General features: G+C 47.4%; 16 protein-coding genes. 7 read left to right on the forward strand and 9 right to left on the reverse strand.

All coding sequences use genetic code 11. The annotated features are described in order from the left end of the window. Positions 1–56 precede the first annotated feature (56 nt). The 4 genes from BM334_RS04480 to queF all read right to left on the reverse strand — a co-directional run bounded on the left by BM334_RS04480 (position 57) and on the right by queF (position 3,791). Positions 57–1,061 carry an isocitrate dehydrogenase gene (locus tag BM334_RS04480; RefSeq protein WP_092838416.1) on the reverse strand — a complete coding sequence of 335 codons (1,005 nt, stop codon included), beginning with the start codon at positions 1,059–1,061 and terminating at the stop codon, positions 57–59. Between the two features lie 118 nt (positions 1,062–1,179). After that, complete coding sequence (locus BM334_RS04485; RefSeq protein ID WP_055438077.1) at positions 1,180–1,551, reverse strand: DUF3192 domain-containing protein; 372 nt, start codon at positions 1,549–1,551, stop codon at positions 1,180–1,182. Between the two features lie 34 nt (positions 1,552–1,585). Further along, positions 1,586–2,941, reverse strand: a complete 1,356-nt coding sequence (ppnN, locus tag BM334_RS04490; RefSeq protein ID WP_055438076.1) for a nucleotide 5'-monophosphate nucleosidase PpnN — start codon at positions 2,939–2,941, stop codon at positions 1,586–1,588. Positions 2,942–2,960: 19 nt separating this feature from the next. After that, positions 2,961–3,791, reverse strand: coding sequence for an NADPH-dependent 7-cyano-7-deazaguanine reductase QueF (gene queF / locus BM334_RS04495; RefSeq protein ID WP_055438075.1), 831 nt, complete (start codon positions 3,789–3,791; stop codon positions 2,961–2,963). Positions 3,792–3,885: 94 nt separating this feature from the next. Between queF and syd the strand changes: the two genes are divergently transcribed. From syd to BM334_RS04510, 3 genes are read left to right on the forward strand one after another with little or no spacing between them, the layout of a single operon-like run. Next, on the forward strand, positions 3,886–4,434 hold the full coding sequence (gene syd, locus BM334_RS04500) for a SecY-interacting protein (protein ID WP_157981857.1): 549 nt from the start codon (positions 3,886–3,888) through the stop codon (positions 4,432–4,434). Between the two features lie 53 nt (positions 4,435–4,487). After that, positions 4,488–5,150: a GNAT family N-acetyltransferase gene (locus tag BM334_RS04505; RefSeq protein ID WP_092838422.1), complete on the forward strand. Its 663-nt coding sequence runs from the start codon at positions 4,488–4,490 to the stop codon at positions 5,148–5,150. Continuing rightward, positions 5,140–5,469, forward strand: coding sequence for an Mpo1-like protein (locus BM334_RS04510; RefSeq protein WP_092838425.1), 330 nt, complete (start codon positions 5,140–5,142; stop codon positions 5,467–5,469). The genes BM334_RS04505 and BM334_RS04510 overlap by 11 nt, the downstream gene beginning before the upstream one ends. Positions 5,470–5,485: 16 nt before the next feature. Here the strand turns inward: BM334_RS04510 and BM334_RS04515 are convergent, their stop codons facing one another. Next, complete coding sequence (locus tag BM334_RS04515) at positions 5,486–5,824, reverse strand: DUF3301 domain-containing protein (protein ID WP_126801823.1); 339 nt, start codon at positions 5,822–5,824, stop codon at positions 5,486–5,488. Beyond that, positions 5,794–6,813 (reverse strand): DUF3549 family protein, encoded by a 1,020-nt coding sequence (locus tag BM334_RS04520; RefSeq protein WP_092838431.1) that lies wholly within the window; start codon positions 6,811–6,813, stop codon positions 5,794–5,796. The genes BM334_RS04515 and BM334_RS04520 overlap by 31 nt, the downstream gene beginning before the upstream one ends. A 72-nt stretch (positions 6,814–6,885) precedes the next feature. Between BM334_RS04520 and BM334_RS04525 the strand changes: the two genes are divergently transcribed. Both BM334_RS04525 and truC read left to right on the forward strand, forming a co-directional pair. After that, positions 6,886–7,230, forward strand: a complete 345-nt coding sequence (locus BM334_RS04525) for a YqcC family protein (RefSeq protein ID WP_055438069.1) — start codon at positions 6,886–6,888, stop codon at positions 7,228–7,230. Beyond that, the gene (truC, locus tag BM334_RS04530) at positions 7,223–7,942 is read left to right on the forward strand and encodes a tRNA pseudouridine(65) synthase TruC (RefSeq protein ID WP_092838434.1); all 720 of its coding nucleotides are present in this window, start codon (positions 7,223–7,225) and stop codon (positions 7,940–7,942) included. Before BM334_RS04525 ends, truC begins: the two co-directional genes overlap by 8 nt. A 1-nt stretch (position 7,943) precedes the next feature. Here truC and dapD read toward each other — a convergent pair whose 3' ends face one another. Genes dapD through map form a run of 3 tightly spaced genes read right to left on the reverse strand, consistent with a single transcriptional unit; the run spans position 7,944 to position 12,206 of the window. After that, positions 7,944–8,768, reverse strand: a complete 825-nt coding sequence (dapD, locus tag BM334_RS04535) for a 2,3,4,5-tetrahydropyridine-2,6-dicarboxylate N-succinyltransferase (RefSeq protein ID WP_055438067.1) — start codon at positions 8,766–8,768, stop codon at positions 7,944–7,946. Positions 8,769–8,803: 35 nt separating this feature from the next. Beyond that, positions 8,804–11,413, reverse strand: a complete 2,610-nt coding sequence (gene glnD / locus BM334_RS04540; protein ID WP_092838437.1) for a [protein-PII] uridylyltransferase — start codon at positions 11,411–11,413, stop codon at positions 8,804–8,806. A 4-nt stretch (positions 11,414–11,417) separates the two neighbouring features. Further along, positions 11,418–12,206 carry a type I methionyl aminopeptidase gene (gene map, locus BM334_RS04545; protein ID WP_092838440.1) on the reverse strand — a complete coding sequence of 263 codons (789 nt, stop codon included), beginning with the start codon at positions 12,204–12,206 and terminating at the stop codon, positions 11,418–11,420. Positions 12,207–12,500: 294 nt separating this feature from the next. On the opposite strand from map, the gene rpsB reads away from it, so the two are divergent. Next, positions 12,501–13,232: a 30S ribosomal protein S2 gene (gene rpsB / locus BM334_RS04550; protein WP_092838443.1), complete on the forward strand. Its 732-nt coding sequence runs from the start codon at positions 12,501–12,503 to the stop codon at positions 13,230–13,232. A 25-nt stretch (positions 13,233–13,257) separates the two neighbouring features. Beyond that, on the forward strand, positions 13,258–14,136 hold the full coding sequence (gene tsf, locus BM334_RS04555; protein WP_092838446.1) for a translation elongation factor Ts: 879 nt from the start codon (positions 13,258–13,260) through the stop codon (positions 14,134–14,136). Positions 14,137–14,144: the final 8 nt, after the last annotated feature.

A 14,144-nucleotide genomic window follows, 5' to 3' on the forward strand; every position in this document is an offset into this window, starting at 1 on the left:
GCACAAATAAGCACATAGTGCAGCAGTGGCAGAGCACCACTGCTGCAGTGGTGTGTTTATAGGCGATCAATAACAGCTTGTGTAAAATCGGTAGTGCCGCCGTTGCCACCGAGGTCGCGAGTAGTGCGGTCGCCAGTGGCAATAACGTCTGTAACTGCCGTCAAAATGCGTTTGGCTTGCTCTTGCATACCTAAGTATTCAAGCATTTGAATGGCTGCCAAAATAACTGACGTTGGGTTGGCAAGATTTTGGCCTGCGATATCTGGCGCAGAGCCGTGAACAGCTTCAAAAATTGCTGATTTTTCGCCAATATTGGCGCCCGGTGCCATCCCTAAACCGCCGACTAAACCTGCACACAAGTCTGACAAAATATCACCGAACAAGTTGGTGGTAACAATCACGTCAAATTGCTCTGGGTTCATCACTAATTTCATGCAAACTGCGTCGACAATCATTTCGTCTGACTGAATATCTGGGTATTCGGCCGCGACTTCGCGCGCAACTTTCAAGAACAAACCTGAGGTTGATTTCAAAATATTTGCTTTGTGTACCGCAGTCACTTTTTTGCGACCTTCGCGGCGCGCTAGTTCGTAAGCAAAACGCACAATGCGCTCAGCACCAGCGCGCGTAATTTTACTCATTGCCTGCGCTTCTGAACCGTCTTCTGATACCACTTGGCCAAGGCCTGAGTACATGCCTTCGGTGTTTTCACGTACGGTAACAATGTCGATGTCTTCGTAACGTGCTTTGGTGCCTTTAAATGATTTTACTGGGCGTACGTTTGCATACAAATTAAATTGCTTGCGTAAGCTGACATTAATTGAGGTGAAACCCTCGCCAACAGGGGTGGTTAATGGGCCTTTTAACGTCGCTTTATTGCGCGCTATGGCGTCAAGTGTTGCCTGCGGCAACAATTCACCTGTTTTTTCAAGCGCTGCTAGGCCGGCATCTGCAAATTCATAGTTAAAATCGCAACCCGCCTTGTCCAAAATTTTCAGCGTTGCGTCAATAATATCTGGGCCGATACCGTCGCCAGGAATTACGGTAATTGTGGTGCTCATTTGATGTACCTTCTTACTTCTAGGTCAATTAATTGGAACAATTTGATGGTAATATTTGGTGATATTTAATGGCGCGAACTATAGCAGAAAACCACGCCTACATGCGTGTTGTGGGTCATTAAAACGATTGATATTCGCTATAAGCGTCAGCGCCCCAAGCGATTAGCTTGTCGTCTTTAAACAGCAGCGGAGTGCATTCATCACGGGTGGTAATACCGTCAGATTTCACATGGTGAGTACGGTAAAACAAAATAAGCACTTCGCCGTTATCGGTTGCTTTCGCTTCACTAATATCGGGCGAGCCAAGTAGACGAATCACGTCGCCTTTGTCTGCACCTAAGTCAAGGCGACCGATTTGTTTGAGGTTAAAGGTTTCGCGTTCTTGCCAACTCATGTTTTCCGGGTCGGCCTGATAAAAATGCAATACAAGCGCAGCGGCCGCAACGTATACGGCAAAGCCAATAATGATAACTTTTAGCATTTTTGACATGCGCTGCGCTCCTTGTCGAAGTTACTTGTCTAAATTAATCGGTAATCACACGGTAACAAGGATGATACACCGAACCTGGTAGTTTCATGCGGCTTTGCTCGACGAATGCCTGTAACAACACGTCGAGTTTCTTCATCATGTTTTTTTCACCATGAATTTCAAATACGCCATGTTTACGAATTGCACGAATGCCGTCGTCTTTTACGTTACCCGCCACAATAGCCGAGAATGCACGACGTAAGTCTGCTGCTAGGGCTTGCGGGGCTTGATTACGATGTAAGTTCAAGTTTTTCACGTTATCGTGATTTGGCACGAATGGGCGTTGAAACGCTTCTTCAATATGCAGCGTCCAGTTGAAGCAATAGGAGTCACCGGTTTCACGACGGTATTCTTTCACCGCTTGGGCGCCTTGCGTCATAGCTTTTGCCACTTCTGCAGGGTCAGCCACAATAATTTGATACAGCTTACGCGCTTCTTCACCTAAGGTGTCTGCAACAAAGGCGTCAATGGCTTCAAAATAACCACGACTGCTTTCTGGGCCAGTTAGAATAATTGGCAATACCTGACGTTGGTTTTCTGGGTGCATTAAAATACCCAAAATATATAACAGCTCTTCTGCGGTACCAGCACCGCCTGGGAAAATCACAATGCCGTGGGCACAGCGTACAAAAGCTTCTAGGCGCTTTTCAATGTCTGGCAAAATAACCAGTTCGTTAACGATAGGGTTTGGCGGCTCGGCCGCAATAATGCCTGGCTCTGTGAAACCTAAGTAACGGCCATCGACAATACGTTGTTTGGCATGACCGATGGTTGCGCCTTTCATTGGGCCCTTCATAGCACCCGGACCACAACCAGTGCAGATGTTTAAGCTGCGTAAGCCTAACTGGTAACCCACTTCTTTGGTGTATTTGTATTCCACTTCATTAATAGAATGACCACCCCAGCAAACAATGACGTTCGGATCGAGGTTTGGCTGCACAACTTGCGCGTTGCGCAAAATATCGAATACCACGTGGGTAAGGGTGTGCGTGTCCGCTGAGTCTAGCGTTTGCGCATTGTAGCGTTCGCCCGTGAACAGAATGTCACGTAGCACAGCTTCTACGAGCTCTTGCATACCGGCAATAAGCTTGCCGTCAACAAAGGCTTCTGCTGGCGGGTTTACCAGTTCTAATTGAACACCGCGTTCACATTTAATGACGTTCACGTCAAAATCTTTATATTTATCGAAAATCTCTTCACTGCTGTCGGTGTTACTACCGGCGTTTAATACCGCTAAACAACAATTACGGAATAATTTATAAAGTTGCTCGTCGCTGCTTTGTTGTAAGCGATTAATTTCTAGTTGCGACAGTAAGCTCATGCTGCCGCGAGGTGATATTTTAAAACGCATTTAGTTTCCTTATTTTTTGTTATTGGCGACTTAACCGAACAGATTCGGGTGTGGGCTCGAAGTCGGAACGAAATGGATTGATATCCAAGCCCCCGCGGCGCGTATAGCGCGCGTACACCGTTAATTGTTCAGGTTGAAGACGCTCTTTAATATCCATATAAAGCCGTTCTACGCACTGTTCATGGAACTCGTTATGGTGCCTAAATGACACGATATAACGCAGAAGAGCTGCATGGTCAACGGCTGGGCCTCGATAGCGAATAAGTACCGAACCCCAGTCTGGTTGATTGGTGATTAAACAGTTCGATTTTAATAAATGACTGTGGAGTGTTTCTTCCACAATATCATGGCTGCTTAGTTTCAGTAATTCAGGACTGTACTCGTAGCTTGTTATTTCAATAGGCTGGTCGTCAATGCAGTGACCTGGCAAGTCGCCAAACGCTTTACGTTGGGCTTGTTGCACGGTACTTAGTTGTACCCCAACAGGGGCACCGGCGCATTGGCTTAAATCGATACTAAGCTGTTCAGACACAGCATGCCATGACGGCCAACGGCTATCATTGAAGCTATTGAGGTATAGTTTAAACGACTTTGATTCAATTAAGTTTGTTGAGGTTGCAGGCACCCGAAACTCGGCAACGGCCACTTGCGGTAGCCCATTACTATTTAGCCAAGATAATTCATAGCCATGCCAAATATCGTCACCATGAAATGGCAACGGTTGGCCTTCGGCTAAACCAATTGGGGTACGATTTAACTGGCGCGGTACGCCTTGCAATAAACTGGCGTCGTACTGTGTTGGATACGCTGTGGGTTGTCCCAAGTTCAAATGGGCTAACGACTCATTCATCAAATTCAATTACCTGTTACACTACTGTTTTTTATGCAGTCGGCCATTGTAGCGCCGCTGCGCGATAGTTGCTAGTTAATTTAGGATGCTAAATATGTCAGTAGAAAGCGCACTTGACCAACTTATTGAACGTTACCAGCAGGCTTATCAGCAAGCGGGTGTGACACTTGTCACCGAAGCACACGACGAGTGGCAAGCCCCGATATACGGCGAACGCGTTGATGACGACATGGTTGAGTGGCTACCTGTGCGTCAGTCTAGCGCATTGCAGTTTACTGATTTAGCGAACGCTTTAGAGCAGCCTTTTCACACTAGCCTTGAAGCTTTGTACGGGCGTTGGTTCGCGGCAGATCTCAATGTTAGCTTTGCTAATCATCCTTTAGTTTTGTTACAGCTTCATGGACCTGAAGATGGTGAGCGTTTACAGGCGAATTTGGCAGGGCACGTATTGATGAAACGGCGTTTACGTCAACCCATCACATTGTTTATTGGGTTAGCGGAAGAGTCTGATGACTTGTTGATTACCTTGAACAATGAAACGGGCCAAGTAGGCCTAGAGTTTGTGGGGCGCGAGCAACATGAAATATTGGCCGAAACATTAGAAGAGTTTTTGCAACAATTGCAGCCTCGTGTGGTGGAATAATTGATTCAGATCAAGTAATTTGGTTGGGTAAATATTCAACAATAGGTGGGACAATGACAACAATAAACCCAGCGCAGTTACAAGAAGGCCAGCTGACTTACTTGGTGGCAGAAGATTTAAAAATGGCAGCATCATTGCTGTTTCAAGCGTACCAAGATGACGCCTTACTGAAAGATATTTTTCAGGCTGACAAAGCAGACTACGAGCAGCGTTTGCGTGCTGCAATTCGAGAAGAGTTGGCAGCATTTTGGGAAGCCAAGCAACCTATGTTGGGCGTGTTCGACGGTGAATCGCTGATTGGCGTAGTTTGTCTAACCCAACCCGGGAAAAGTTTTGGGCCTGGCAAATACTGGCACTGGCGCCTAAAAATGCTGCTAACGGCTGGGTATGTGAGCACCATGCAACTGCTTGAAAAAGAACGCTTAATTCAAGAGGCAGTGCACGGTGATGACTACCATATGTTGGCTTTTATTGCGGTAAGCCCGCGCTATCAGCAACAAGGGTGGGGTGACTTATTGGTTCGTGCAGCGCATGCGGCGTTAGATGAAGAGCCACAGTCTCGTGGAATTGCAGTGTATGTAACCCAACCCGAGCATTTGAAGTTATTTGAACAGCACGGGTACCAACATGTTCAAACATTAAAAGTAGGCCAAGTTAGCGGTGAGCTATTATTCCAGCCACGCCAGCAATTGGTTGAGGTGAGCCATGCAGTTTAAGTCGTTTCGTGAGTTTTACCCTTATTATTTAGCTGAGCACGCCGATGCGCGTTGTCGTGCCATGCACTACGTGGGCAGTACGTTGGTGTTGCTGGTTTTGGCATATGCCATTTTCACTCAGCAGTGGCTGTGGCTTATTGCCATACCCTTTATCGGCTACGGTTTTGCTTGGTTGGGGCATTTTGGCTTTGAAAAAAATAAGCCGGCTACCTTTAAGTATCCGGCGTATTCACTGTTAGGTGACTGGGTTATGTACGGTGAGTTTTTATTGTCGCTGGTCGGTGTTAAACCGAAACGACCACCGAGCGCGCCACAGTAGGTTACGCTTTTTAATGTTATTCTTGCGGTAATCGATACGGCGGCGTGGTGATGTCAACCAGCCGCATGTTTAATAGCGTTGCGCACCCAGTGTAACGGCTTTCTCCGTCACTACTAAAGTCAAACTCATATCGGCTCAACCAGCCGATATGGCGTTTAATTTTGGCAATTTTTCCGCTTTTCCATGCCATGTCGATAAATTGCAATTGTTGCTGCTGACAATAGCGCTCAACGTAATTGCGTGCTTGTTCGGCCTGGCGGCGGCCTTGCCAAAACAGCATAAATGCGAAGCCAATGCCAATGAGTAGTAACGCGTCGGCGAGTATCATGCAGTTTTGCCCATAAATTGTTGCCACGCTTGATACAACGCCACGGGTAAGTCATTACGCTGTACCAAACCAAGTGCATGAATACGGGTGTCGGGAACCCGCAAAATATCGCGTACCACACCGGCAAAAAGTGCTGGGTTGTCTAGTTCTGCAACGCGCAGCAAATACGGCAACATTAACTGCCCCTGCAATGCCGGCCATAAGCGAGCCGTTATGATCACTAACTCGTCCATGTTGGCGCTTGGTAACAATACACGTAGCTGTTCTTCAACGGCGGGGTCTGAGGCAAAGCCAGCCAGTGCTCGCAATGCATTTACGCGAGTAGCTGCATGCTCACTGGTTAATGCACTAAGCAGCGGTTGCATGAGTTCGCTTGGTGGTGTGGTATGTTCGAGCGCTTCCGCCAACGCATTCTGTAGGCTTTCGGGGTAGCTGGTGAAGTGCTGCGCAATTGCTTGTGTTGTTTTTGGGTTGGCGGCTAAACGCACGGCAACATCGTGAATGCCTTGGATGCCGAGTTGCTGCCAGCCATCGTTGGTTGGCGAATGCAGTTCCTGTTGTGCTGCGGCGAAATAACGTGAAGGTGCTTTCTGCCACTGTTGAGTCAGCTGTGCATGCAATGCCGCTCGCTTGGCCTCTGAAGGGGTAAACAAATATGCCGATTGTTGCAGTTGCTGTTCTTGCTCTGCATTCAATGCGCCGGTAATTTGCTGGCCTAATAATGCAATCACGTGCGTCATAAAGTCTTGCTGGGCGGCCTGGTTTAGCAAACCACGCTCGTCTAATGGTATTTTTAAAAACCACAAAAAGGGTTCAGGTTGTTCAGCCTTCAACTGCGGCCAAAACACCACGGCAAACCAGGCGTGATCTTGCAGTGGGTAGGGGTAGGGGCGTTGTTGCGCGCAAATTGCCTTAAACGTATCGGCCTGAATGGCTTGTACACGGCGGCCTAAATCGTAAATAACGTAGTCACTATGGCTTTCGCTGAGCAGCTCAGCTAGGTTTGTTATGGTCATGAAACTTGCATCATTGTCATTTTTGCTTAAAGATGTCGCCCATTATAACTAAAATAAGTCGTGGAGGTAGTCATGGACCAACGACAACGAGCTGCTCGTTTACTTGAACGAATAGAAGCCGAACTAAATTGTTTGGGCTTATGGCAAAGTCATTATCCGTCATCGCAGGCTTTAGCTAGCACCGAGCCATTTGCGATGGATACTCTTGATTTTCATCAATGGTTGCAATTTATTATGTTGCCGCGCATGTGGGCGATGCTTGATGGTGAGCATCCGTTACCGCAAAACATTGCGGTTAGCCCTATGGCAACGCATGTGTATCGCGAAGAACTTGAGCATCATGAAGGCTTAATCGCTTCGCTACGTGAGTTTGATATTTTACTCAGTGGGGCCGACCCCTTGGCTGACGATGTCTGATTTGCCCGACGCGCTTTCGGTTTTATACCATGATGATGTGTTAGTGGCGGTGGATAAGCCTAGTGGCTTATTGGTTCATCGTAGCTGGATAGCGCGCGAGGCGACCGAGTTCGCCCTGCAGCGAGTGCGCGACCAAATTGGTCAGCGCGTGTATCCTGTGCATCGTCTTGATCGACCTACTTCAGGCATTTTACTCTTTGCTAAAGACCCAGACACCGCGCGCCTGATGACCGAGCAATTTGCCGAGCGCCAGGTGCTCAAGATTTATCATGCGGTGGTGCGTGGTTATTTAACCGATGGGGTAGTTGATTACCCACTAAAAGAAGAGCTGGATAAAATAGCTGACAAGCTAGCCGATCAAAACAAAGAAGCGCAGTCAGCGGTCACCGAGTACCGTTGCCTACAGCAAATTGAATTACCTTTCGCGGTCAGCAAAAAGCACGCAACGTCGCGTTATTCGTTAATGGAATTAACCCCCAAAACTGGGCGCAAACATCAGTTGCGCCGGCATATGTCGCACTTGCGCCACCCAATAATTGGTGACAGTAACCATGGTGATGGCCGCCACAACCGGTTTTTCAGAGAGCATTTTGGTCTTCAACGACTCATGTTGGCGGCTACTACTTTAGCGTTTGAACACCCGCACACAAAAAAGGCAGTTCGTATTGAACTGCCTATTCCCAATGAGTTATTAAAGCCGTTTGCCGAATAGTTTATTCGGCTGCGCGTAAAAGCTCATTAATACCGACTTTGGCGCGTGTTTTGGCGTCAACTTTTTTCACAATAATTGCAGCATATAAGCTGTGTGAACCGTCTTTAGCTGGCAGGGAGCCTGGTACCACCACGGCGCCTGCCGGTACGCGGCCATAATGAATCTCACCGGTTTCACGGTCATAAATTCGTGTACTTTGGCCAATGTAAACGCCCATCGAAATAACCGCGCCTTCTTCCACAATTACGCCTTCGACAATTTCTGAGCGGGCCCCAATAAAGCAGTTATCTTCAATAATGGTCGGTGCGGCTTGCAACGGTTCAAGTACACCGCCAATACCAACACCACCTGACAAATGCACGTTTTTACCAATTTGCGCACATGAGCCAACGGTTGCCCAGGTATCAACCATGGTGCCTTCGCCCACATAGGCGCCGATATTCACGTAAGACGGCATTAACACCACGTTGCGACCAATAAATGCGCCTTTGCGCACCATGGCTGGCGGTACGACGCGCATGCCTTCAGCACGGAAGCGGGCGTCGTCATAACCAATGAATTTGCTATCGACCTTGTCAAAAAAACGGGTTTCGCCGCCGTTCATCACGTGGTTGTCTTGCGTGCGAAACGACAGTAATACTGCTTTTTTAAGCCACTCGTTAACCACCCATTGGCCGTCAATTTTTTCGGCGACGCGATATTCGCCTTGGTCAATTTTTTGAATCACTTCGGTTAAGTCGCGTTGTAATTCAGCCGGTACACGGCTTGGAGAAATGTCCGCGCGCTGTTCAAATGCGGCTTCAATGCGTGCTTGTATACTGCTCATAGCGGTTCCTATTTTCTTGATGATTTGTCACCGTATTAGCGGTTTAACGCGGCAACGATTTGTTTCTTTAACTGTTGCTTTTGTTCATCGCTAAGTGCCTCGTTACGGCGAGTGGTAACAATGAATAAATCTTCGGCTTGCTCGCCAACCGTGGTGATTTTAGCGGTTAGTATATTTAAGTCCAGTTGTTGTAGCACTTTTGCTACCCGAGCAACTAAGCCAGGGCGATCTAACGCGGTTAACTCAAATGCGGTTCGCCGAGGGTTACGTTCACTGACAAACTCCACCTTGGTGGTTACGGTAAAGTTACGTAATTGCCGTGGTAGACGACGGTGAGCACTCGGCGCTGGCTGACGTTGCCGTAATACATCGTGCAACTGCTGTTTTAGCGACTCTATTCGACGCACATCGGTTAATGGCTCGCCATCGTCTTGTAACACAACGAAGGTATCCATCACGTAGCCGTCACGCGTAGCAAGAATTTGTGCATCGTGAATACTCAAGGCTTGGCTGTCGAGCACAGCAGCCACTGCAGCAAATAGGTTTTCATGTTCCAAGTGGTACACAAATAGCTCGGTTGTGCCTTGGTTTGACTCGTCACCAACTAGTATGAGAGGCAACTGTTCATCGTCTTGCAGGGGCAAAATATATTGTGAGTGCCAAGCTATTTGCTCTGGCTGGTGCCGCAAAAAATAATCGGCGGTAAAGCGGCTCCATAATTCGTTTATGGATTGTGCGCTAAAACCCAAGCTCAATAGTAACCCCATGGCATGGGCTTGATGCTGGTGCACTCGCTGACGCATTTCATTAGCCGCAGAAGTTTTGCTGGTGGCTAAAAATTGGGTGGTTGCTTGGTATAGGTTTTCTAGTAAAGAGGCTTTCCAATTATTCCACAAGCTGCTGTTTGTGGCACGAATATCGGCCACAGTTAAGCAATATAAATAATCAAGCCGCCGCTGGGTTTTCACTGTGGCGGCAAAATCACGTACAACCTCGGGGTCGTGAATATCGCGTTTTTGTGCGGTTACAGACATGATTAAGTGGTGACGAACCAACCAAGCAATCAGTTCGCCATCGGCGTCTGGTAGTTCATGTTGGCGCGCGAAATTTAAAGCGTCAACTTCGCCAAGCTCGGAGTGGTCACCGCCGCGGCCTTTAGCAATATCATGAAAAATACCCGCTAAAAATAGAAGTTCGGGCTTGTCCATACGTTTGACAATGGCCGCACATAATGGAAATTCTTGCTCAGCGTCTTCATTTTGGTAGCGGTATAAGTTGCGTACTAACCGGAATGTGTGTTCATCGACAGTGTAAGCATGGAATAAGTCAAACTGCATTTGCCCGACAATTTGTTGCCACTGGGGCAAGTAATTCGCCAGCAACTGGTGTTTATGCATAAGCCGAAAAGCCGCGCCACAGCCTTGTGGGTGCCTTAATAGCTGCATGAAAAGTTGGCGACATTCAGGATCTGAGTTGAGAGGCTGGCGTAGTTGTCGCCGCGCTTCACGTAGTAAACGAATGGTGTGTGCTTGCAAATGTTTAATGTGCGGGTTTTGAGCCACCAACAACATGCAATGAAGCAGGTTTTGTCGGTTTTCAAACACGCTGTCGTGGCGAGCTGCAATTAAACTGCCAATGGCTTCGAAGTGCTCATTGAGGGGGCGCGGTTTAGGTTCGGTGCTACGGCCTAAAATGGTTTGCTCAAAAAATTGTAGCAACATGTCGTTTAGTTCAGTCACCCCGACGACGGCATTAAAATAGTCTTTCATCATGGCTTCAACCGCACGTTTTCCGGGCTGGCCATAACCTAACCGAGCCGCGACGCCCGGTTGATAGTCAAACAATAAGCGATCTTCTTTTTTGTTTGCTTCTAAGTGCAGTGCAAAGCGAATACGGCCCAGCAATTGCTGGTATTCGCGCAGCTCAAGCAGCTCTTCGGCACTGATATAGCCATGTTGCACGAGGCTTTCGTCACTTTGTGTATGAAAATGGCGTTTAGCTATCCAACCAATGGTTTGAATGTCGCGCAGCCCACCTGGGTTGCTTTTCACGTTCGGTTCAAGGTTATACGAGGTACCGTGATAACGTTGATGCCGCTGTTGTTGTTCTTCGTATTTTGCTTGGTAGAAAGCGCGACTTGTCCATGGAAACTCGCGTTGCATTTGCCATAAAAAACGCTCGGCAAGGACATTGTCGCCGCATATGTAGCGTTGCTCCAACAGGCTCGTGGCAACTGTCACGTCAGTTGCTGCCTGCTCCAAACATTGACTTGGGGTGCGTACACTGTGGCCAACGTCTAGGCGTAAGTCCCAAAGCATTTGCACAAACTGACTAATTATTTGTTCTTGTTCAGCCGAGAGTGGCTGCTGATGTAAAAATAGCAAGTCAATGTCAGATTGCGGATGCAAGGTGCCGCGACCATAGCCTCCCACAGCAATAAGGCTTATCGCCGAATCAGGTAGTTCAGACTGCACCCAAAGCTGTGTTAACAACTGATCAATAAATTTGCTGCGGTGGGCCAGAAGATAATCGATATCAGCGGCGATAAAGGCTTCGGCGGACCATGCTTGATAAGCTTCAAGGCATTCGCGCCCCGTGGCTAATGTGACCGTGATTGGCCAGTTAGGTGGAGCGCTATGAGACATGGGCTTAGTTGGTGTGGCGAATAATACGCGGCAGGTCTTCGTCGCTGCGTAAAGTTAAGACTTCAACACCATCTTCGGTCACCAGCAAGGTGTGCTCCCACTGCGCGCTTAAACTACGGTCTTTGGTTAACACCGTCCAACCGTCGCGCATGAGTTTTGTATGGCGTTTGCCGGCATTGACCATAGGTTCAATGGTAAAACACATGCCCGGTTTTAATAAGTCGCCTGTACCCGCGGTACCGTAGTGCAAAATTTGTGGCTCTTCATGAAACACTGCACCAATGCCGTGACCGCAATATTCACGCACAATAGAATACCCATGTTGTTCGGCATGCTTTTGAATAACGGCTGCGAAATCGCCCGTTCGCATACCCGGCTTAACCATTTTTATGGCCATGTACAGTGACTCTTGGGTAACCCGAATAAGGCGTTCTGCTAAAATACTTGGCTTACCAACGACAAACATTTTTGATGTATCGCCATGATAACCATTTAGCTTTACGGTCACATCAAGGTTCAGAATGTCGCCTTCTTTGAGTGGCTTTTCGTTCGGTATGCCGTGACACACCACATGATTTAACGAGGTACAAACCGATTTTGGAAACCCGTGGTAATTCAGTGGCGCAGGAATAGCACCGTGATCGACGATATAATCGTGACAAATTTGATTAATTTCGTCGGTGGTGACACCGGCTTTAATATATGGGCCAATCATTTCTAAAACGTCGGCTGCCAACTTACCTGCAGCACGCATTTTTTCGATTTCTTCAGGCGTTTTTATGGTAATGCTCATGAGGTGTTAATAATCCCTACGCAGTTTCGGTGCTTCAATGTGAAGCCAAGCCGTAAAATATTGCGCTAGTTTACCAATAAAGAGGGTGGTCGTGAAGCGCTGAAAAACTTGATTTATAGGCTTTGTTTATGGTATAAAGCGCCCGCAATTTTTAATTGCAAAAACTAACTTAAACACACACATACATCGACACATAGGTCGGGGTGCCCAAAATCTAGCGGCTAACATGGTTGCAGAGTATGGGTCGAACTATGGGATGTATGGAGGCATAACCCCTTAAAAAGGAAAAAGATCATGGCAAACGTGTCAATGCGTGACATGCTGAAAGCTGGTGTACATTTTGGTCACCAAACCCGTTTCTGGAACCCAAAAATGAAGCCGTTCATTTTTGGCGCGCGTAACAAGATTCATATCATCAACCTTGAGAAAACTGTGCCGATGTTCAACGACGCGTTGAACTTCTTGCAACACGTTGCTGCAAACAAAGGTAAAATTTTGTTTGTTGGTACTAAGCGTGCGGCATCTCAGCCAGTTCAAGAAGCTGCAGTGAGCTGTAACCAGTTCTTTGTTAACCATCGTTGGTTAGGTGGTATGTTGACTAACTGGAAAACAGTTCGTCAGTCAATCAAGCGCTTAAAAGAACTTGAAACCATGAGCCAAGACGGTACTTTCGAAAAGCTGACCAAGAAAGAAGCGTTGGTTAACACCCGCGAAATGGAAAAGCTTGAGAAGAGCCTTGGCGGTATTAAAGATATGGCTGGCTTGCCAGACGTATTGTTTGTAATTGATGCTGATCACGAGCACATTGCAATTAAAGAAGCGAATAACTTGGGTATTCCAGTTATCTCGGTTGTTGATACCAACTCAAACCCTGATGGCGTTGATTACGTAATTCCTGGTAACGACGATGCGATTCGTGCGGTACAGTTGTACCTGAACGCTGCAGCTGCTGCTATTAACGACGCGCGTGGCGCCGTTGTTGAAGGCAAAGCTGACGATTTCGTTGAAGCTGAAGAAACTGAATAAAGTCATCTGATTAGAGGACAAATACATGGCTATTACAGCAGCTCTGGTTAAAGAACTGCGCGAGCGCACTGGCGCTGGCATGATGGATTGCAAAAAAGCATTGGAAGAGACCGGCGGCGATATCGACGCGGCGATCGAAAACATGCGTAAAAGTGGTCAAGCGAAAGCAGCTAAGAAAGCTGGTCGCGTAGCTGCTGAAGGTGTAATCCTGACTAAAACCGAAGGTAACGTAGGTACTTTGGTTGAATTGAACTGTGAAACTGACTTCGTTGCACGTGACGAAAGCTTCTTAGCTTTCGGTGACAAAGTAATCAACGCTGCATTTAACAGCAAGCACTCTGATGTTGAAGCGCTTAAAGCGACTAACATTGGTGACGGCACTGTTGAAGAAGTTCGTGAAGCTTTGGTTGCGAAAATCGGTGAGAACATGAACGTTCGCCGCGTTATCACTCTTGAAGGTGGTGACTTGGTAGAAGCTTATGTTCACGGCGGTCGTATTGGCGTGTTGGTTGCTATTACTGGCGGTGACGCTGACTTAGCAAAAGACATCGCAATGCACGTAGCTGCAAGTGCTCCACAGTTTGTGAAGCCAGAAGACGTCTCTGCAGAAGTTGTTGAAAAAGAACGCGCAATTCAACTTGATATCGCAATGCAAAGTGGCAAGCCACAAGACATCGCAGAAAAAATGGTTGAAGGCCGTATGCGTAAATTCACTGGCGAGATCAGCTTAACTGGTCAAGCGTTTGTGAAAGATCCGTCAATAACTGTTGCTGACTTGCTGAAGCAAAAAGGCGCTGACGTTCTTACTTTTGTTCGCTTTGAAGTGGGCGAAGGTATTGAGAAGAAGTCAGAAGACTTTGCTGCTGAAGTTCAAGCACAAATGGCTGCAGCGAAAAAGGCTTAATGCCAATG

The sequence above is a fragment of the Pseudidiomarina donghaiensis genome (genome assembly GCF_900116895.1).
In the GTDB taxonomy this organism is placed as follows: domain Bacteria; phylum Pseudomonadota; class Gammaproteobacteria; order Enterobacterales; family Alteromonadaceae; genus Pseudidiomarina; species Pseudidiomarina donghaiensis.